The organism is Mycolicibacterium tokaiense, from assembly GCF_010725885.1.
In the GTDB taxonomy this organism is placed as follows: domain Bacteria; phylum Actinomycetota; class Actinomycetes; order Mycobacteriales; family Mycobacteriaceae; genus Mycobacterium; species Mycobacterium tokaiense.
On record NZ_AP022600.1, the window covers coordinates 1570698 to 1590106 of the forward strand.

The following is a 19409-nucleotide window of genomic DNA, read 5'->3' on the forward strand; positions in this document are numbered from 1 at the left end:
AGTTCACAGGCCGAGGCCGGACAGACTGGGATGGTCGGCAGGGCGCGGGCCGCTGCGGTCCCAGAAGAATTTCCGGTCGCTCTCCTGGATCGGCACGTCATTGATGCTGGCATGCCGGTGAGTCATCAGACCGGACTCGTTGAACATCCAGTTCTCGTTGCCGTACGCACGGAACCATGCGCCGGAGCCGTCGTGATACTCGTAGGCGAACCGCACCGCGATGCGGTTGTCGCTGTGCGCCCACAGTTCCTTGATCAAGCGGTACTCGTGCTCACGTTCCCACTTGCCGGCGAGGAACTCGACAATGTTCTCCCGGCCGGTGACGAATTCCGAGCGGTTTCGCCAGCGGCTGTCCAGCGAGTAGGCCATGGACACGACCTGGGGATCGCGGGTGTTCCACGCATCCTCGGCCAGCCGGACCTTACGGGTGGCGGACTCGTCAGTGAAGGGCGGGACCGGGAGTTTCACTTCTGTCGACGTGGTCATGTCGTCTCACTTTCGGGCGGGTCGTCGTTGGTAGACAGGTTTGTCTACATGAGTGACGGTAGCTTGTGTAGACAGATCTGTCTACACTAAGGCTGTGAGCGTGACCGACATCCTGGATCCCCCGCTTGACCTGTCGTCCCTGTCTGCGCGTGAGCGCATTCTGAGCACTGCCTATCGGCTGTTCTACCGCGACGGAATCCGCGCGACCGGAATCGACACCGTGATCGCCGAGGCCCGGGTCACCAAGGTGACGTTCTACCGCCACTTCCCCAGTAAGGATGCGCTGATCATCGCCTTCCTCGAACTCCGCCACCACCGCTGGATGCAGTGGTTTCGGGAGGCGCTGGCGCGGCATGCCGCCGCGGGTAGGCAGAGGCGCGCGCCGGTCGTCGCGGCCGTCGAGGAGTGGCTCACGGCGGAGTCGTTCCGCGGATGCGCCTTCATCAACAGTGTCAACGAGCTCGGCGGCGACCTACCCGAGGTGCACGACATCGCGGCGAGGCACAAGGCCGACATGGTTGCCGCGATCAGGGACACCCTGCCGCCGGGACCGCACCGCGCCCGCACGGCCCAGGCTCTGGGCGTAGCTGTGGACGGCGCAGTGGTGCACGCCCAGTACACCTGTGGGGCAGCTGCTGCGGTCAAGGCCTTGGCGACCATCGCCGACGCACTCATGGCGAGTGTGCCCGAGTAGCCTCCAAGCCAACGGCTTTCGCAATCCGGCCACTGACGTTCGCTTCGGCGCCGGACATATTTTGTTTTCCTAATCAAAATTGACGATTCCGCAGACAGCTCAACTTACTTCCGAGTAGGTTCCGTCTGTTGTTGGTCACATTCAGGTAAAGGAAAGCCCATGCACGCTGCTGCCCGTTCCTCTCTCGCCGCCGGTGTCGCGCTGGTCAGCGCCGGTGCAATTGCGGTCAGCCCGGTACATCCGCCGGTGCTGCGCGGCGAGGCCGTCAGCCCGTCGGTCCAGCTCAGCGCGGCCATCGACCCGATCACCCCGTGGCTGGAAACGTTCAACGACGCCGAGATCAACTTCGCCAACCTGGCCGCCGCCTGGCTGGAGGCACCGGCGCCGGTACTGCAGCAGATCATCGCCAACCAGATCGGCTATCTGAGCCAGCTCCCCGACTTCCCGGCCATTGCCGAGCAGATCGCGCAGAACACCGTTGCAGCCATTCAGGCGCCGTTCGCCGAGGACCTCAGCACGCTGGACTCGCTGCACGCCATCATCTACGACCTGCTGCTCAACGGCTTGCCGCCGATCATCGACCCGGTGGTGCCGGCGAACCTGACCCCGCTGGTGGAGTTCAGCACCACCTACCTCAGCGGTGTCCTGCTCGGTCTGGTGGGCCCGATCATCAACCCCGTGCTGGCGCTCGGCGGCAGCCTGCAGTCGGTGGTCGACAACCTGACCAGCAGCGCCCCCGACATCGAGGCCGCGCTCAACACCGTGATCAACACCCCGGCCGCCATGGTGGACGCGTTTCTCAACGGAGGCCAGTCCATCGACATCACCCCCCTGCTCAACGCTGTCGGCGTCGAGTCTCCCCTTCCCGGCCTGACCTTCTCCGCCGACTTGGTGTTCGGCGGCCTGCTCAGCCCGGGCGGATCGATCTTCAACGCCCTCACCATCGACCTCGGCGACGGCAGCGGCCCCATCGGCGTGGGCCCGGGTGCGCTCGGTTCACTGATCGGCATGGCCCAGCAGATCGCCAAGGCCCTCGGCTGGGATGGAACCGGCAATCCTCTTGCCCCGCCGCTGGATACGCCCGAGCCGGCCACCAGCGAGGTCGACGCCGTGACTGCGACGCCGAGCAAGAACGCGGCGTTGGTGAATGTCGACCTGCCGACGGCGGCGCCGGCGTCGGGCCCAGAGATTGCGGATCCGGCGGCCGAGGCCCCGGCTGCCGACATCGAGGGCGAGGGCGATTCCACACCCGCGCAACCGCAGGGGTCCGACAGTGGCACCGCCACCGACGACGAGGCCGCAGAGGACGTCGAAGCTGACGAGCCCGTGACCGAGACCGAGGACGAGTCGACCGAGGAGAGCGCGGCCGCTGACGAAGACAGCTCGGCGGAGGACGAGGACAGCGCCGAGGGCAGCGAGACCGAGGAGTCGAGTCCGGAGTCGGAGCCGAGCTCTGAATCGACCGACAGCACCGAGTCGAACGACTCCAGCGGGTCCGACGACGGCGGTGACGCCTCCTCCAACGACTCCGCCGCGGAGTAGACGACCAGCACAGCCCCGAGCCTGTCCGCGGCTCGGGGCTGTCTTGGCCCGGACTCTCTCACATCCTGCACACTGTGCGGGTGAAGCGGCCCGCCCCACCGATCACCTTGCTCACCGACCCGTTCCTGCAGCGGCCGCACCCGGATGTCACCGAAGTGGCGTGGTTCACCGAGTTCGGCGGCGGTACACACCACGTGATCGTCGGCGAACCGGTGGCAGCGATGTCGGCGGAGCAGGTACACCGGCTCATCGCAGGCGAGTCTGCCCCGGGCGTGCGGGTGGTCAGCGCCCACACCACCACGTTGTCGCGGGTCGCCGAGGACGCTGAGTCGCGGTTGCCGCCGGGCCGCAGACCGGCGCAGGGCATCGTCGCCAGAGCTGTCCATCGGCATCACGCCCTGATCGACGTACCCGCAGGCGTCCGAACCCCGTACCGCGTGGCCAGTGTGACCGGTGCGGCAATCGCCGTTTCCGACAGCTTCACCGTCCGCGGGCCGCTCCGGCCCGGCGAGCCCGCGGTGATCATGCTGACCTCCGACCACCAGCTGACCGTCAACACCGCGGCCAACCTGCACTTCGCCGCCGCCACCATCACCTCGCACCTCGGCGCCATCGATGCGGTCTTCGCCGCAGGCGACCTGGTGAACGTGCCTGACCGGGCGTCGGAGTGGTTCGACGATGACAGCGGCTCGGGCTTCTTTCCCACGATGCAGGCGCGGGGCGCCCGCACCGGCACCGACGGAAGGGTCTACCGCGGCGGTCAGATCCTCCAGCACGCGCCCATCTATCCGGCGATCGGTAACCACGACGTGCAGGGCCGACGCGCTGGACACAGCACCTTGGCCGCGTCGTTCAGCAATCCCGTCCCCCGCGCTGTGGCCGAGGCCGAGTACCACCGCAACGCCGCAGCGATCAATCCGGGTGATGACCCGGGTGTCAAAGCCTCGTGGATCGAGGACAACTCGTTCTCCACCACCACGTTCCAGGAGATCTTCTCGTTGCCCGGCGGCAGGCCCTACTACGCCACCACCGTGGGCGACGTCCGGCTCATCGTGCTGTTCGCCACCCGGGCCTGGCGCGGTGAAGGTGCCGATCCGGATCCGGCCATGCGCACCGCCACCACGCGATACCAGGATTGCCGTACTTCTGTGGACGATCCACTGGAGCGCGGACACGGTGCGCTTCTCTTCGAGGATCTCGGTGTCGGTTCACGCCAATATGATTGGTTACGAGAGGAGTTGGAGTCCCCGGCTTTCCGCGCCGCCCGGTACACCGTGGTCATGCTGCACGAGGGCCCGCACAGTCTGGGCGAGAACGCCACGCCGCCGTTCGCGCACCCGCTGCGTACCGAAGACCGTGACGCCCGCGGGACGGTGGTCGGATATCGCTATGACTACCCGGCTGCCGAGGACATCCTGCTGCATGACGTAGCGCCTCTGCTCGAAGCCGCGGGAGTGGACCTCGTGCTCAACGGCCACAACCACCTGTGGAACCGATTTGTCTCTCCCACGGGTGTCAACTACCTCGAGGGGTCGAACACCGGCAACAGCTTCGGCGCCTTCGACCCCGCATCGGGCAGGCAGCGCCGGGTACCTCCAGCGCCCTGGAACCCCGAGAACTATTGCGTGCACGGTGATCCCGGCGGCCTCCGGCCTGCACTGCCGACCACGGCACCCGTCACCGACACCCTGGGCCGACCGCTGCCCTTCATCGCCGACGACAATCTCGTGGTGTTCCAGGCGCTGGACACCGGAACCGGCACGGTCACCAGTTGGTATGTCGACATGGCGGACCCGCACGGCTCGGCGGTCATGTTCGACGTACTCCAACTCTGAGATATTCGCGTCCCTCCGTTCCTCCGTCCGTCCGCGATACGTTGCGCCGTCCGACAGACCCCGTTAACCGGCAGTTAGAACTACTTATCTAGACATGTAGACACCAACTGCCGGAGAGCAACAGAACGGGAAATCCAATGTTCGGACACAGATTCAGCGCAGGCGCTGTCGTAGCACTGTCCGCGGCGATGCTCGCTGTCGGCTGCAGCAGTGCGCCCACCGACGAGGAACAGGCCGGCACCGTCCGCTTTGCCGTCACGGATCTGCAGGGTCTCGAGGAACTGCAACGCGAATTCGGCGCATTCCAGGGAGCGCTGGAAGAGTACTCCGGACTCGACATCGAGTTCGTCGCAGTGAACGACCGCACCGCTGCCGCGGCCGCCCTGGGTGCCGACCGGGTGGATGTCGTGTTCACCGGGCCCGCCGAATACGTCGTCATCCACGAACGCACCGGGGCTGAGCCCATCGTCGCCATCGACCGTGACAACTACCGCTCCTGCATCTACACCCGCGCCGACAGCGACATCACCAGTCTCGACCAACTGCGCGGCAAGAAAGTCGCCATGACCGACGTCGGTTCCACCAGCGGTCATCTCGGCCCCTCGCAGCTCCTGATGGACGCGGGCCTGCAACCGACCGCCGACGTCGAGATCCTCACCGTCGGTGACGCCGTGCACCAGGCGCTCAAGCGGGGCGATGTCGACGCTGCCGGCGTCGGATGCCATGACTATGACGAGGCCATGGCCACCGACGACGCCACCCAGTTCCGGGTGATCGAGCGCGGCGAGAACCTGCCGCCGGATCTGCTGGTCGGCCGTCAAGGCCTCGACCCACAGACCTCGGCTGCACTCAAAACTGCCTTTCAGGAACACTTTCCGGAGCTGCTGACCGCAATGTTGGAAGGCAAGGACAACGCCAAGTTCGCCGGCGCGGAACTCGTCGAAGTAACCGACCGGGATTACGACCGTGTTCGGTCCATGTACCAAGCGGTCGGCGTCAACGACTTCTCCCAGTTCCTGGGGAACTGAGGTGGTCACGTCCTCCCGCCTGCCGGGTCTCAACCCTGCCCGCACCGCCGCCGACATGGCAATCGAGGTCCGGGATCTCCGGATGCGCTTCCGACGAGGCAACGCAGACGTCCTCGCGGGGGTCGATCTCCGGATCGGGCACGGCGAGACGGTGGCTCTGATCGGAACCAACGGTGCGGGCAAGTCCACTCTGTTGCGCTGCCTGGTTCGGTTGATCGAACCCACCAGCGGCACAGTGGCTCTGGCCGGGACGGACGTGACCGCCGCGCCGAAGCGTGCGTTGCGGGGCATCCGGCGCGACGTCGGCTTCGTCTTCCAGCGCTTCCACCTCATTCCTCGTCTCACGGTGTTCCACAACGTCGTCCACGGCGCCATGGGGCGGCACGGCACCCGCTGCGCCTGGCCGCTGACCAGCCCGGCCGACGTGCGTCGCGAGGCCATGGAGAGCCTGGAGCAAGTGGGCCTGGCCGGGATGGCCGGCCAGCGGGTCGACACCTTGTCGGGGGGCCAACAGCAGCGCGTGGCGATCGCTCGGATGCTGATGCAGCGACCGACGCTGATCCTGGCTGATGAACCGGTGGCCAGCCTGGACCCGGCCTCGGCGACCACGGTCATGGAGCTGCTGTCCTCGATCGCCGCCGAACGCAACGTCACTGTGGTGATGGCCCTACACCAGATGGATCTGGCCCTGCGCTACGCCAGCCGAGTGGTCGGGTTACGCGGCGGCACAGTCGAGTTCGATCAACTATCCGCGGACTGCGATGCAGCGCAGTTGGCTCCGGTCTTCGCCGGCGGTGTCTCATGAGCCGCGCCACGATGCCGCCACCGGGCGACACCACGGTGTCACCACCGCGGTTACGGCGGCCCAGCCTGTTCTCGCTGGTGATCGTGCTCGTGGTCGGCGGCCTGCTCGTTCACGGCTGGACCCAGGGCGCCGCCTTGCATCCCGACTCACTGGCCTCCGGTGTGTTCCGCCTCGGCGACTTCCTGTCCGACGCAGTTCCCCCCGACACCCACCGGCTGGGCCCCATCCTCAAGGCGCTGCTCGTGACTGTGGAGATGGCGTTGCTCGGGACCGTCGTCGGGGTGATCCTGAGCGTACCGCTGGCTGTACTCGCCGCGCGCAACACCTCACCGCACTGGTCGCTGTATGCGCTGAGCCGGGGCATCATCACCGTCAGCAGGACCATCCCCGACCTGGTGTGGGGTCTGATCTTCGTGATCGCGGTGGGACTCGGGCCCGAGGCGGGTGTGCTGGCGATCGCGGTGGACGTGATGGGTTTCTGCGGCCGATTCTTCGCCGAGAGCATCGAGGACATCGACCCCGGGCGCATCGAAGGCCTGCACGCGCTGGGGGCACCCCGCTTCGGAGTGCTCGCCGGCGGCGTCCTTCCCGCCTGCACACCGTCCTTCGTCACCACATCGATGTTCGCCCTGGAATCCTCCGCACGATCCTCGGTGGTCCTCGGACTGGTCGGCGCCGGCGGCATCGGCATTGAACTGGCGACCTCGATGACGTTGCTGCGCTATGACGAAGCCGCCACCATCATCCTGGCGATCCTTGTCGTTGTGGTGGCATTCGAGAGGGCCGCTGCGGCGATACGTCGGCGCGTCCTGGGAAGTGACGGACGGTGATCAGCAACCATCAGGACATGATCAACAGGTACGCGGGGCAGCCGCTCTACCGCCAACTGAGCGACGTATTGGAAACCCGCCTCACCCGGCAGGCCAAGCCCGGCGACAAGCTGCCCAGCGAAGCCGAACTGTCCCGGGAGTTCGATGTCAACCGCCTCACGGTGCGGCGGGCACTCGACGAACTCAATCAGCGTGGCCTCATTGAAACCGTCCGTGGTAAGGGCTCTTTCGTCGCCACGCCCAGGATGCGGTACGACATGTCGGCCGGCAGCGACGCAAGCTTCACCCGCAACATGCGCGAGCTCGGGCACCGGGTGGACATCACCGTTCTGTCCACCGGCATCGTCGAGACGTCCGAGCGTAGCGACGCGCTCCAGACCGCGCAGCCCCTGTTCGTGTGCCGGACACTGCGGCTCGTCGACGGCGAGCCGTGGTCGATGTCGATGACTTCGGTGCCCACCGAACGGTTCCCGCAGTTGGCCCAGCAGTGGGCCGGGGACACTTCACTGTTCGACCATCTGCTCGACCATTACGGAGTACGGATGCGCCGGGCACCACGCACCTTTGCGGCCAGCCTGGCCGAACCCGAGGAAGCCGAACACCTCCGGATCAGGGTCGGGGCAGCAATTCTGGAGATGCGCGGCCTGAACATCGACCAGGACGGCAGCCCGGTGGCCGCAGTGCAACACCGCTTCCGCGGCGACCAGGTCCAATTTACGGTGGATCTCGGATGAGTCCCGAAGAACGCATGGAGGCACTGAGTTTCGCCGACCCGCAGACGCTGGAACAGCTGGCCGACGACATCCTGGCCACGGCCGTGCCGGTGGCGGTGATCACCGGGCCGGAATCGGTCACCGCCGCGGTTCGGGTGCCCATCCCGGGGACGGACGACGCCACCACCGTGCTGGGCCACGTGGCCCTGACCCGCTGCACCGTCGAACTGGCAGGTACCCGCGGCGACGGCATTCGAACCGGCTATGACCCGGCGGTGGCCGCCGCCGCCGCGATCTGTGACGCGGAGTACGAACGCGACGGACCGCACCGCGAGCAGGTCGAACAACTGTGCCGCGATGCTGTGCACGAGCGGGCCGTGCGGGCACGCAGGCGTGCCGACCTGGTGTCGTCGACCCGATTGGAGCAGTCATGACGTGGGACCCGGTGCACGACAGCAGAAGCACCTTCCTTGCCTGCATGCACGCGCTGTGCTCACCGGGGACACCGTTCGAGCTTCCTCAGACACCCGACATGACCGACCGGCCCGAACTCGACCGCGCCGCAGCGGTTCTGCTCGCCCTGCTCGACCGAGGCCTGGGACTTGCCATTCACGGCGGCGACGCGGCCGCACAGGTGGCTGCCGCAGCGCGCACCGCCACCGGGGCCGACTCGACCGACCTGGGTGCCGCCGACTGGGTTCTGGTAGATGGCCCGCCGGCCCCCGCCATCGTGCACGCACGGCGTGGCACCCCTACCAATCCCGAGAGCAGCGCGACGCTGGTGATCGCCTCGACCGGGCCGACCCGACCAGTGCGCTTGGCCGGTCCGGGATTACGCGAGCCGGTGACGCATCGAATTCCGCTGGACGAGCTGGCACAGCAGGCGCTGGTGGTGGCGAATCAAAACCCTCCGATGGGGCTCGACATCTTCATCGTCACCCCGGACTGTCTGATCGGGCTTCCCCGCAGCGTCAGCCTCCAGGCGGTGGCGTGATGTATGCCAGCATGCACGAGAACCCCGCGCTGGACGCCGCCCGCGCCATCGCGCGCTCCTCACGCCGTGGCAACGAGGTCAACACCGCCATGCTGGAGGAACAGATCTGCGCCGAGGCCGGGCTGTGGGAGCCGGCCGCCGCGCGGCGAGCGCTCGACCAGTCGCACGGCGACCCGTCACACGCGGTCTCCATGTTGCGGGTCTGGGCGGCCGCCCAACCACATGTCGACACCCTGACCATACAATCCACCGATACGGTGCTGACCCGCCGGCTGTCGTCGGCCTATCCGCAGATTCCAGGCGGTCAGTGGCTGGGCTTCGCACCGGAACTGACCACCCGCCAGCTGGATTGGACAACTCACAACGACACGGGTGAGGCCCCGCCGGCTCCCGCGCACCCGACACCGGGGACGCCTGATCCGGCCACCGAGGACGCCCCCCGGCGCGCCGACACCGTACGGGTACGAGACCTCATCCAGGGAGCACCCACCAAGTCGGCTCCGGCAGACGGGCCCGGTGACGACCCCGCTCGCTCCGTTTTGGTGGCGCCGCACACCAGACCCAACCGGCTGGCCATGCTGGCCCGCGGCGAAACCGGCGCTCTGGTGTCGCTGGCCGCCATGATCCTGGGCCGCCGGCAAGAGGCGGTGCTGGTGGAACTCAGCGTGGCCACCGTGAGCCTGCGAATCCCTCACCCTCGCAGCGGTATTGCGGTAGCCGTGGGAGAAGTGCCTATCACCGAGGTCGAGGTGGTGCTGGATGCTGACGTCGACGGGCGGCCCGGTCTTGCCCTCGGGTGGGGCGCCACGCTGGGCACTGTCGAGCGTCGCGCCATCGCGCTGGCGCTGCTGGACGCGGCCATGCTGGCCGACGGCGAGCTTGCCGAACCACTGCTGCTCGACGAGCAGACCGTCATCGCCGCCACCGACGGCCCCGCCACCATCGGGTTCGTCGAGCACCTCCGCCTCCCCCACTACGCAGGATTCACCGCCTATCTCGCCCAAGCAGCCGCCAAGGAGCCACGATGACGTCCCCACCTGTGACGGTGGCCTCGCTGGCCGCACAGCACGCCCGTCGGGAGGCCTACGCCTATCTCGACGAGGACACCAAACGCAATGTGCGGCGGGCGATCCTGAAGGCGTTGGCGATCCCCGGCTGGCAGGTGCCGTTTGCCTCCCGCGAGATGCCGGTGGCGCGCGGCTGGGGTAGCGGCGGTCTGCAGGTGACCCTGTCAGTGGTCGGGCCCACCGATACCGTCAAGGTGATCGATCAGGGCGATGACATGTCGGTCAACGCGGTCAGCATGCGCACTTTGATCAGTACATCCGCACAGTGCCAGGCCACCACCAGCACCGCCGCGGCGACCATCATCCAGAGTCGGCACCGCATCCCCGAGATCGAACTCAGGGCCGACCAACTCCTGGTACTCCAGGTGCCCCACCCCGAGCCGCTGCGGCGGGTGGTGTCCGACGACATCGCGGCCCTGGCGCGCCACGCCGAAGGCGATTACACGCCGGCCTGGCTGGATCTCTACGACGCCCAAGCCCGACTCGGCGGCCCGCGCACCGGCGCCGACCATCCCGTCCTGGTCGACGGCGCCCGCCTGATGAGCCCGAGCCCGATCCCGCGCCACGACGTCCTGCGGCTCGACCGGCGGCCACATCCCATCCTGCTCGGCGCCGGCCGGCGGGCCCGGCTGACGGCATTGCCGCCCTACACCCCGGTGGTACCACTGGCTTTCGATGACGTCGCCTTGGAGCCGGAGGCGGCCGGCGGCCCCTGTCGGCGCTGTGACAGCACGACGTCCTACCGGGTGCCCACCGACGGACCAGGAGCCACCCTGGTGTGGTGCTGCAGTGACGAGGACGCCTGCCGGAGCCGTCGTGAGGAGACCGCGCCATGACCGCAACCACCACGATGGCGGCCGCCCTGCAGCCACCGGCGGCGGTGGTCTCCGTCAGCGGCGTATCTCACCGCTTCGGAGCGGGGTGCGAGCGCTGCATCGAGCTGACCGGGGAGGAGGCCGGCACCAATCGATGCCGCAACTGCGGTGCCGTCGTGGCCGTGCACCAGGCCTCGTTCGAGATCGGCCCGCATGAGGTCCTCGGTGTGGTCGGCGAGTCGGGATCGGGCAAGACGACTCTGCTCCGGTGCCTCAACCTCGACCTCACCCCCGAGGCCGGTTCCATGGCGGTCGCCGGACACGGCGACCTGTTCGGCCGGGCCGGTCATACCGCAGCGCTGAAGCGATCGACGGTGGTGATGGTGCACCAGAACGCGCTGGCGGCGGGCCTCTACCCGCGGTTGGGGGCCGCCTCCAATGTCGCCGAGCGGCTACTCGGTGGCGGTGCGCGCCACTTCGCCGACACCCAAGCGCAGGCCGGAGAACTGCTCGGCGAGCTGGGGTTGCGACCGGAACGGCACAACGATGCCCTGATGACCTTCTCCGGCGGCATGCAGCAACGTGTACAACTCGCGCGCGCTCTCGTGGACCCGCCGCAACTGTTGTTGCTGGACGAGCCGACCACCGGACTCGACCCATCCGTACAAGCTGACCTGCTCGAAGCCGTTGCGCGGGTGGCTGATTCACTGGGTTCGGCGACCATCGTGGTCTCCCACGATCTGGCAGCGGTGCGCATCCTCGCCTCACGTGTGCTCGTGCTGCACCACGGGCGCATCGTCGAGCAGGGCATCACCGAGCAAGTGCTCGAAGATCCCCAGCATCCCTACACCCGACTTCTCGTGTCTTCGAGGCTGACATGACCACTACCGTCGCGACGACGACCATCACGGCGGCCGGGCTGTCCAAGCGTTTCGACAACGGCGCCGACGTCCTACGCGGCGCGGTACTGAACGCGGCAGGTGGTCAGCTCACGCTGATCCGCGGGGCCGCCGGCTCGGGCCGCACCACCCTGACCCGCTGCCTGACCGGGGTCTACCGGCCGGACGCCGGCGAGGTGACGCTCCGCCTCGGCGACCGCGGCGAGGCGGACCTCACCGGGGCGGACCCCCGCGCGGTGGCGTGGCTGCGCGCCCACCACATCGCCACCTTCGACGGCCCTTTGGCCACCGCCCCCACCCTGCCGGCCCAGGCTGCAGTCGCCCGGGCAGCGCGCTGCAGTTCCGAGATCGCCGCGGCCGGGCTGGCCCGTCTCGATGCCGCTGAGGTGGCGCTGACACCACTGGGTCGGTTGCGTTCGCCCCAACGCCATCTGGTGGCGCTGACAGCCGCCCTGCTCGCCGACCGAGCCTTCATGGTTCTCGACAGACCCGACGAGTACGCCCCACACCGGGCCCTTGCCACCTGGCTGCTCGAAGCAACCACCGCCGGCGCGGCGGTCATCGTGACCGCCGCGGCCGACAGCCCACTCGCGTCGATCGCCTCAGCGGTCGGCGAACTCAGACAAGGAGAAATAACATGGCAGACAGTGTGATCGAGGGCGTCACCGTCGTTCCCGGCGGCGGGCGCGAAGCAATTCCGAATGCGATCGTGACGCTCGACGCACACGGCCGCGTCGAGGACATCACGCCGGACGCGGCTGCCGGGGACGACCTCTACCTCGTGCCCGGCGCGGTAGACCTGCACCTGGACAACCTGCTGCAGCGCCGCCGCCCGCGAGCCACCGTGTCACTCGAGCACGCGGCGATCATCCCGGTGCTGGACGCAGAATGTGCAGCCGCCGGCATCAGCACCGTCTGCATCGCGGCCCGCTGCGAGGACTCTCCGCGCAAGGGCATCGCGATCGCCGATGCGGCCGTGCTGGCCGCGGTGCTGGAGGAGCTGGCGCCGATGCTGGCCTGTGACTGGCGGATTCACGCCCGGGTCGAGCTCACCGACGAGGGCGCCGTGGACGCGCTGCATGCCGTGCTCGCGGCGTCGTCGCGGGTGGCGTTGATCTCCATGATGGAGACCTCGGTGGCCCGCAGCAGGTTCTCGTCACTGGCCGAGACCCAGGCCTTCTACGCGCAGGACTGGGGAGTGTCCGAAGCCGAGGTCGCGCAGATCTTCACCGTCGACGCGCATCAGCTGAGCCGCATCGCCGAGCGTCGGCAGGCGGTGGCGGCACTCGCCGCGAGCCGCGGCATCGTGCTGGCCACGCATGACGACCGTACCGAGGAACACATCGACGAAGCGTTCGCGTTCGGGGCCCGGGTTGCCGAGTTCCCGCTGAGCATGGCGGCGGCGCGCCGAGCGCACGAGCTCGGGATGGCAGTGGTGCTCGGTGCTCCCAACGCCCTGCGGGGCCGCTCGACGTCGACGGGCAACGTGCTTGCGGCAGAAGCCATCGAGGCCGGAGTGTGCGACGTGCTCTGCTCGGACTATCTGCCGATCGCAATGCATTCCGCACCGCACGTACTGGCCCGCGCTCACGGCGTGTCGCTGTCTCACGGGATCGATCTCGTGTCGACGAATCCGGCGAAGATACTGGGGTTGGTGTCGCCCACCATCGAGGTCGGCACCGTGCTCACCGCGTCCCTACGGCGGGTGCGACCGTTTCACACCGATTCTCCCGAGCGGCCGGCGCACGTGGGTACCGCGCTGTGGCGTGACGGGCGGCTGGTGTTCCGGCGCGCAGCGGTGGAGCCCCTTCCTGGGATGACAGCCGTGCCGGCGACAGCCTGACCGACCAGCACGCCGGTCACCGGCTGACCGGCCCAGGACTCCGGGCCCGGCGCTTCACCTCGTGCGCCGCAGGATGCCCTCAGCGGCGGTGCGGAGCGTCTGTAATTCGAAGGGGAGCCGTTCACGGTCCCCCGGGAGCGCACGCTCGAAGGACAGCCCGTTGACCACCGTGCTCAGAAACCGCGCCTGCGCGTCGAGATCGCCCGGAGCCAGCGCGCCCTCGTCGCGCAGGAGCCCGAGCCATCGCGCGATGCGGTGCACCGCAAGGCGTTCGAGCGCGAGGAAAGAATGGGTGGCATCCGCCGATGGCGTTGCTGCGACGTAGGTGTCGTGAAGGGAGCGCCAGTGCTCCCGGGCCCGCTCGCCGGTACCCACCTGTGACAGCAGCAACTGAAGGCAGGCCACGAGACGCTCGCCGGGATCGCCGGTGGTGTCCTGCATCGGATCGTCGGGCAGGTCCAAGTCGTAGATTCCGGCGATCACGGTGTCGACCAAGGCCCGCTGGGTCGGGAAGAAGTGGCGAAGCGAGCCGACGCTGACCCCGGCGCGCGCAGCGACTGCGCGCACACTCAGCCGAGAGGTCGGATCCTCACCGAGCATCGTCGCAGCGGCGATCAGGATCTTGTCGCGAGTGCTCTGCCTCGTCACGCCCATCGGGACGGCACCTCCTCCTCCGCTCTAGCACACTGTGCTAGTTTCAACCCCGATCCACTAGTACAGCGTGCTAATCCAGGCGGATCCGCATCTGCGTCAGCGCTGGGCGCCGGCGGCCACCCGTCGAGATTATCGAGGAGCAGACGATGAACACCCTGACCCGGCCCTGGATTCTGCAGGGCGATGATCCCCACCCGACACCGCGGATCCCCGGCGGCGTCGAATACCACCGGGTGTACGCAGGACAACGACGCGTCGTCCTGCGTGGCATCGTGGCCCTCGCGCTGCTGATGGTCGGATTTGTCGGCTTTGCGGTTCTCCTGACCGAGATCTCGGTGATCATCGACCGGGAATTCTTCGGCCGTTCGGGTCCGTCGACACCATTGAGGCAGGCAGCCGGTGCGCTGTCGTTGGCAGCGCTGATCCCGTACTGCATGCTGCTGCAGCGGGTGCTCTACGGGGTGCCGCCCGGGACGCTGCACTCTGTGGCGGGCCGATTCCGCTACGGGGTGTTCGGTCGAGCACTGCTCGCGTTCGGGCCCCTGGTTCTGGCCGCGGTTGCGGTCGCCTCTCTGGACCAGCACAGCTCGGCAGCATGGACGACGCCGGATCTGGTGGCCTTCTTCGTCATCGGCATGGCCCTCACACCACTGGCTGCAGCGGGTGAAGAGTACGGCTTTCGCGGTGTGATGTTCCGGGTGCTCGGCAGCTGGGCGCCGGGCGCGCGTTCCGGGGCAATCCTCGGCATCGTCGTGACGACCGTGCTGTTTTCGCTCATACACGGCACGGTGGACCCGTTCCTGCTGACGTCATACCTGGTGCTGTTCTCGTCGACGGCCATAGTCACTTGGCGCACCGGTGGCCTCGAAGTGGCCGTCGTCCTCCACGGCGTCTACAACGTCATGTTCCTCGTGCTCGCGACCACCCTGCACCAAGACATCGGCGCCCAGCTTGCGAACCGGGGCGAAGCGGTCGGCTCGATGACCAACCTGGTGCCCAGCGCCGCGCTGATCGTCATCACCGCCGCGGTGTGGTGGATGACCCGCGCGAGTGGCCCTGCGCGTACTGCGATAGTCGAGCCGGTGACGGGACAGCAGCAGTGAGCGCGAGCTGGAACGAACGTCGGCTTGTCAAGCGTGTGAAGCCAGGTGACGGACGGCTGCTCAAACCGTTTCGCTGGTGGCAGATGACGCGTCGGTCGGTCCTGTCCATCGCACTGCCGGTGGACGGCCGACAGGTCATACACGGTTGACGTGAAACACGGCGGAGACGCCGAAAGCGGCGTCGTCCGGGCAGGCCTGTATCTCGATGGGCACCTGCGGGCGCGGTCACGCGTGCCCGCTCGCTTCCCCGTCGCACACGGACACATCGAGGTCCGCACCAGCCAGCTGGGGCTGCGACGGTGCCACCTCGTCGCGCACGACGGCTCGCAGCGGCCACTCGAGCCCCATCCGAAGTCTGCCGAGGGCCGGCGGATGCGTTTCGGTCGCGAGCATCCCGCCCTGAGCGGACTCCTCGGTGTGGTCTCTGTGCTCTTACTGCTCACCGCAGTGGTGCTCAACGTGCTACAGGCTGCGGAGCCGATCTCTGAGATCCCCTATATCGCAGGCATGATCGGCTCGTTCGAGTCACCCCTGCACCTTCCGGGGTGGCTCAACCTGGCGTTGGGTTTCGGTGCGGCGGCCGCCGCCGCCGAACGTGCGATGCACATGCGCTATCACTGGCTGCTCGACAGCGGCGCTGGCACCTGACACCTCAGGACGTTCGAACTAGCTGTCTCGCAACACTTCCGGGACAGGATGTTCGTACTCACCGCCCTGGCCCAGGCGCTCGGCACGTCGACCAGCGGTGAGCAGGACGACGATGCCGAGGCAGATGATGACGGCGATGGTCAACAGGGCGTAGGTGTAACTCCCGGTGGCGGTCTCGATGGCGCCGGTTACGTAGGGACCGATGAAACCGCTGAGGTTGCTCATCGAGTTGATCAGCCCGATCCCCGCCGCAGCGGCAGCACCGGACATGGTCAACGCCGGCAATCGCCAGAACTGCGGCATGGCAGTGTAGATACCGGAAACGGAAACACATACGGCGATGATGAACAGCACGCCGTTGTGGGTGAAGGTTGCCGCCACCAACCCTACGGCGCCGAACGCCATGGGCACCGTGGTGGAGAAGATGATCGACTTCCTGGCGGCATACCGCGCCCACAGCAGCATCACGATGATCGCCGCCACCGAGGGAATCGCGGCCAGCAGCACGCTCGACACGTTGCCGGCCGAATCGATGGTGTCGGTCAGGTTCGAGATCATGGTCGGCAGGAAGAATGCGATCGGGTAGAGGCCGAAGACGATTGCGAAGAACGCAAAGCCGAGCGCCCATACGCGCCTGTCGAGCAGCGCTTGCCGGACCCCGGTCAGGCCGCCGCGACCGGCGCTGCGCGCGTTCTCCCGCGCAATCACGCTCTCGATGTGCGCCTGCTCATTGACGTTGAGCCACCCTGCTTTCGCCGGACGGTCCGGCAGGAACAGCAGGATCACGATGCCGACGACGACGGTGACAGCGCCCTCCACCACGAACAGCGCCCGCCAGCCTGCAATGCCGAGCAGTCCCTGACCCCAGGTCAGCAGCGCGGCGGCGATTGGGGCACCGATGATCGCCGACAGTGGAATCATCAGAAAGAACGTCGACATCGCCCACGTGCGTTGCTTCTTGGGGAACCAGAAAGTCAAATAGAGCAGAATTCCTGCGGCCAGCCCCGCCTCTGCGAATCCGAGCATGATCCGCGCGAAGTAGAGCTGACCGGTGGTGTGCACCGCCCCTGTCAGTGCGGTGACGATTCCCCAGGTGACGATGATGCGGCTGATCCACAGTCGCGCCCCGACGCGGTGCAGCATCATGTTGCTCGGCACTTCGATGAGGATGTAGCCGATGAAGAAGAGGCTGGCAGCCAGACCTATCTGCGCGGTGGTCATGCTCAGGTCCTCGCCCAGGGGTTCGGCAACGTAGCCGAGATTGGCGCGGTCGATGTAACTGACGATGTAGGCGACACCGACCAGGGGAAGTATGCGAAAGCCGACCTTGCGCCACATTCGGCGTTCGGCCTCCTCGTCGAGGGTTGCGGCAACACCGTCATCAGTCATGACCCGGCCTTTCGTGGAGAGCGGCTGGCAGCGGAAACCGGCTGAGGTCTGTGCCACAGAGTAGAACCGACATAAGATATTTTCAAGGGCAACTTAGGATACTAGGGGCTTGATTCAGCCTTCGATATGCTTGCTGTCTACTATCTGCACCGAGCGGAGGATCCGAGTGAAGTTCGAGCCAGCCCTGATCAGGTCCGCTCCCGACGGTGCCAACCTGATGGAACAGGCCTATCAGCGTCTCAAACGCGACATCATCGAACTCAAGCGCAAACCCGGAGAACATTTCACCGAGCATCAGGTGGCTGCCGCGTGGGGCCTGAGCAAGACACCGGTACGAGAAGCATTGGCGCGCTTGCACCGTGACGGTCTGGTGGTCCCCATCCGACGGGCCGGGTACGTGGCATCGGCCATCACCCTCAACGACGCCGCCGACCTGTGCGACATGCGGACTCTCCTCCAGGGTGAGGCAGCAGCGCGCACCGCGGCAAAGGGCCTGTCTGACACCGATCAGGTCCGCCTGACCGAATTGGCCGTGGACGACGGTTATGGGCAGCTCGCCGGGCCCTATCTCGACGAAAGGCTGCGCCAGAACTACGAATTCGAGAGCATCATTGCCAACGGGTGCGGCAACGAGAGGCTGGCGGCCAGTATCGTCGCGGTGTTTGATGACCTGGAACGGGTCGTGCGGCTGGCGAACATGCTCGAACCGAGCATGTCGCCGTTTCGGACCGAAGAACGCAAGGCCATCGTCGACGCGATCCTCGCCCGGGACCCGGATGCCGCTCGCGCAGCCATGACGGCACGCACCCAATCCGCGCGCCGTGAGGTCCTCGCAGCACTGATCACCAGCCCCTCGGTGACCTCGGTGGAGATCGGGGTCCCCAAGCTGTCCACCTCTCCTGCGCCGACGAGTCCTTAGCCGACGAGCGCCCGCAGCTGCCGGCCCAGGTGGGCCAGGCTTGCCTCGGTCCCGCCGTACAACAGGCGGGCATGCGTACCGGGGCCGACGAATCGCTGCCCGTTGAGGGCGGTGATCCCCGCCTCGAACAGCCGGTCTTCGAGCGCGACGCCGCCTATTCCGACCCGGGACATGTTGACGAAAGCGAAGATTCCCGCCTCCGGCGTGATCACCGAGAGACCCGCCTCGGCCACCGCCGCGCAGAGGATGTCACGACGTGTGCGAAATGTGCGGAACTCGCGTTCGAGCCACTCCTGGGGTCCGGAAATCGCCGCAGCGGCAGCCAGTTGCGGGATGTCAGCGACATTGATGGCATCCCATTCCAGCGCGGCGTGGATGGTGTCGATGAGATCCGGCCGGGCGTGGATGTAGCCCACCCGCCAGCTGGTGAACGCGTAGTTCTTGCTGAGGCTGGTCACGGTGACCAATCGGTCGTGGTGATCGACAAGCGACATCTGTGGGACATAGCCCGGACCGTCATGGACGTAGCGTTCGTAGGACTCGTCGGCCACGACGTAGAGCCCGTATCTGCCGGCCAGGTCCAGCACCGCCGACAGCTCCGCCGCGATGGGAACGTTGCCGGTGGGGTTGTTCGGGTTGCACAGCAGGATCGCGCGGGTGCGGGGGGTGACTGCGGCGGCCAACCGTTCCAGCGGCAGTCGCCAGCCGTCGGACTCCGCCGAGGGAACATAAGACGGCAGCGCCCCGGCCAGCCGAACCGTGCCGTCGAAAAGATAAGTCGGCGCGGGTATCAGCACCTCGTCACCGGGTTCGAGGAGCGCGCGGAGCACGACGCTGAGCCCGTGTTGCGCGCCGAAGCTGATCAACAGCTCCCGTTCCGGGTCGACCTGTAGATCAAAAGCGAATCGAAGATGGTCGGCGATCGAGGTTTTCAGGATCACCGAGCCTCGGCTGTCACGCGGGAAGACGTCCGGCGCAGCGCGGGCCACCGCATCCACGACGTGCGGCGGCATCGGCAGCATGGGGACCCCCCGCATCGCCACCATCTCGTGTCCACTGCGCTCGGCGGCCATCGCACGCTCGGCCAGAACCAGAGCCGGCATACGGTCGAGCATCGCAACTCCTTGTTCGGCGAACCGTTGTGA

The 19409-nt window shown here is 67.2% G+C and carries 21 protein-coding genes; 17 read left to right on the top strand and 4 right to left on the bottom strand.

The features are described 5' to 3' along the window. Positions 1-3: 3 nt before the first annotated feature. Complete coding sequence (locus tag G6N58_RS07530) at positions 4-486, bottom strand: nuclear transport factor 2 family protein (RefSeq protein WP_068919263.1); 483 nt, start codon at positions 484-486, stop codon at positions 4-6. 94 nt (positions 487-580) lie between these two features. Between G6N58_RS07530 and G6N58_RS07535 the strand changes: the two genes are divergently transcribed. From G6N58_RS07535 to G6N58_RS07600, 14 genes are all read left to right on the top strand, one after another. Next, complete coding sequence (locus G6N58_RS07535) at positions 581-1180, top strand: TetR/AcrR family transcriptional regulator (RefSeq protein WP_115279153.1); 600 nt, start codon at positions 581-583, stop codon at positions 1178-1180. Between the two features lie 159 nt (positions 1181-1339). Continuing rightward, on the top strand, positions 1340-2722 hold the full coding sequence (gene gjpA, locus G6N58_RS07540; RefSeq protein ID WP_115279152.1) for an outer membrane porin GjpA: 1383 nt from the start codon (positions 1340-1342) through the stop codon (positions 2720-2722). Between the two features lie 80 nt (positions 2723-2802). Then, the gene (locus G6N58_RS07545; protein ID WP_147289352.1) at positions 2803-4557 is read left to right on the top strand and encodes a metallophosphoesterase family protein; all 1755 of its coding nucleotides are present in this window, start codon (positions 2803-2805) and stop codon (positions 4555-4557) included. A gap of 137 nt (positions 4558-4694) precedes the next feature. Then, positions 4695-5585 carry a phosphate/phosphite/phosphonate ABC transporter substrate-binding protein gene (locus G6N58_RS07550; protein ID WP_068919265.1) on the top strand — a complete coding sequence of 297 codons (891 nt, stop codon included), beginning with the start codon at positions 4695-4697 and terminating at the stop codon, positions 5583-5585. Position 5586: 1 nt separating this feature from the next. Further along, positions 5587-6390 carry a phosphonate ABC transporter ATP-binding protein gene (gene phnC / locus G6N58_RS07555; protein WP_232067775.1) on the top strand — a complete coding sequence of 268 codons (804 nt, stop codon included), beginning with the start codon at positions 5587-5589 and terminating at the stop codon, positions 6388-6390. Continuing rightward, the gene (phnE, locus tag G6N58_RS07560) at positions 6387-7220 is read left to right on the top strand and encodes a phosphonate ABC transporter, permease protein PhnE (RefSeq protein ID WP_172544995.1); all 834 of its coding nucleotides are present in this window, start codon (positions 6387-6389) and stop codon (positions 7218-7220) included. Before phnC ends, phnE begins: the two co-directional genes overlap by 4 nt. 17 nt (positions 7221-7237) lie before the next feature. After that, positions 7238-7954 (top strand): GntR family transcriptional regulator, encoded by a 717-nt coding sequence (locus G6N58_RS07565; RefSeq protein ID WP_172544994.1) that lies wholly within the window; start codon positions 7238-7240, stop codon positions 7952-7954. Further along, complete coding sequence (locus G6N58_RS07570) at positions 7951-8367, top strand: phosphonate C-P lyase system protein PhnG (protein WP_115279150.1); 417 nt, start codon at positions 7951-7953, stop codon at positions 8365-8367. The genes G6N58_RS07565 and G6N58_RS07570 overlap by 4 nt, the downstream gene beginning before the upstream one ends. Beyond that, complete coding sequence (gene phnH, locus G6N58_RS07575) at positions 8364-8927, top strand: phosphonate C-P lyase system protein PhnH (protein WP_115279149.1); 564 nt, start codon at positions 8364-8366, stop codon at positions 8925-8927. The genes G6N58_RS07570 and phnH overlap by 4 nt, the downstream gene beginning before the upstream one ends. Then, positions 8927-9955, top strand: coding sequence for a carbon-phosphorus lyase complex subunit PhnI (locus G6N58_RS07580; protein ID WP_115279148.1), 1029 nt, complete (start codon positions 8927-8929; stop codon positions 9953-9955). Before phnH ends, G6N58_RS07580 begins: the two co-directional genes overlap by 1 nt. Beyond that, positions 9952-10830, top strand: coding sequence for an alpha-D-ribose 1-methylphosphonate 5-phosphate C-P-lyase PhnJ (locus G6N58_RS07585; RefSeq protein ID WP_115279147.1), 879 nt, complete (start codon positions 9952-9954; stop codon positions 10828-10830). The genes G6N58_RS07580 and G6N58_RS07585 overlap by 4 nt, the downstream gene beginning before the upstream one ends. Next, complete coding sequence (locus tag G6N58_RS07590; protein WP_115279146.1) at positions 10827-11690, top strand: ATP-binding cassette domain-containing protein; 864 nt, start codon at positions 10827-10829, stop codon at positions 11688-11690. The genes G6N58_RS07585 and G6N58_RS07590 overlap by 4 nt, the downstream gene beginning before the upstream one ends. Continuing rightward, a complete protein-coding gene (locus tag G6N58_RS07595) occupies positions 11687-12361 on the top strand; it encodes an ATP-binding cassette domain-containing protein (RefSeq protein WP_115279145.1) in 675 nt (224 codons plus the stop codon). The genes G6N58_RS07590 and G6N58_RS07595 overlap by 4 nt, the downstream gene beginning before the upstream one ends. Next, positions 12346-13551, top strand: a complete 1206-nt coding sequence (locus G6N58_RS07600; RefSeq protein WP_115279144.1) for an alpha-D-ribose 1-methylphosphonate 5-triphosphate diphosphatase — start codon at positions 12346-12348, stop codon at positions 13549-13551. The genes G6N58_RS07595 and G6N58_RS07600 overlap by 16 nt, the downstream gene beginning before the upstream one ends. 54 nt (positions 13552-13605) lie before the next feature. On the opposite strand, the gene G6N58_RS07605 is transcribed toward G6N58_RS07600, so the two are convergent. After that, a complete protein-coding gene (locus G6N58_RS07605) occupies positions 13606-14205 on the bottom strand; it encodes a TetR/AcrR family transcriptional regulator (RefSeq protein WP_115279143.1) in 600 nt (199 codons plus the stop codon). Between the two features lie 146 nt (positions 14206-14351). Here G6N58_RS07605 and G6N58_RS07610 point away from each other — a divergent pair, with 146 nt between their 5' ends. Then, the gene (locus tag G6N58_RS07610; RefSeq protein WP_115279142.1) at positions 14352-15308 is read left to right on the top strand and encodes a CPBP family intramembrane glutamic endopeptidase; all 957 of its coding nucleotides are present in this window, start codon (positions 14352-14354) and stop codon (positions 15306-15308) included. A 150-nt stretch (positions 15309-15458) separates the two neighbouring features. Continuing rightward, positions 15459-15956, top strand: a complete 498-nt coding sequence (locus G6N58_RS07615) for a hypothetical protein (protein ID WP_197746401.1) — start codon at positions 15459-15461, stop codon at positions 15954-15956. 18 nt (positions 15957-15974) lie between these two features. Here the strand turns inward: G6N58_RS07615 and G6N58_RS07620 are convergent, their stop codons facing one another. Then, positions 15975-17345, bottom strand: coding sequence for an MFS transporter (locus G6N58_RS07620; protein WP_115281682.1), 1371 nt, complete (start codon positions 17343-17345; stop codon positions 15975-15977). Positions 17346-17511: 166 nt separating this feature from the next. On the opposite strand from G6N58_RS07620, the gene G6N58_RS07625 reads away from it, so the two are divergent. Next, positions 17512-18264 carry a GntR family transcriptional regulator gene (locus G6N58_RS07625; protein ID WP_197746402.1) on the top strand — a complete coding sequence of 251 codons (753 nt, stop codon included), beginning with the start codon at positions 17512-17514 and terminating at the stop codon, positions 18262-18264. Here G6N58_RS07625 and G6N58_RS07630 read toward each other — a convergent pair. Next, a complete protein-coding gene (locus G6N58_RS07630; protein WP_115279141.1) occupies positions 18261-19379 on the bottom strand; it encodes a pyridoxal phosphate-dependent aminotransferase in 1119 nt (372 codons plus the stop codon). The genes G6N58_RS07625 and G6N58_RS07630 overlap by 4 nt on opposite strands. Between the last annotated feature and the right edge of the window lie 30 nt (positions 19380-19409).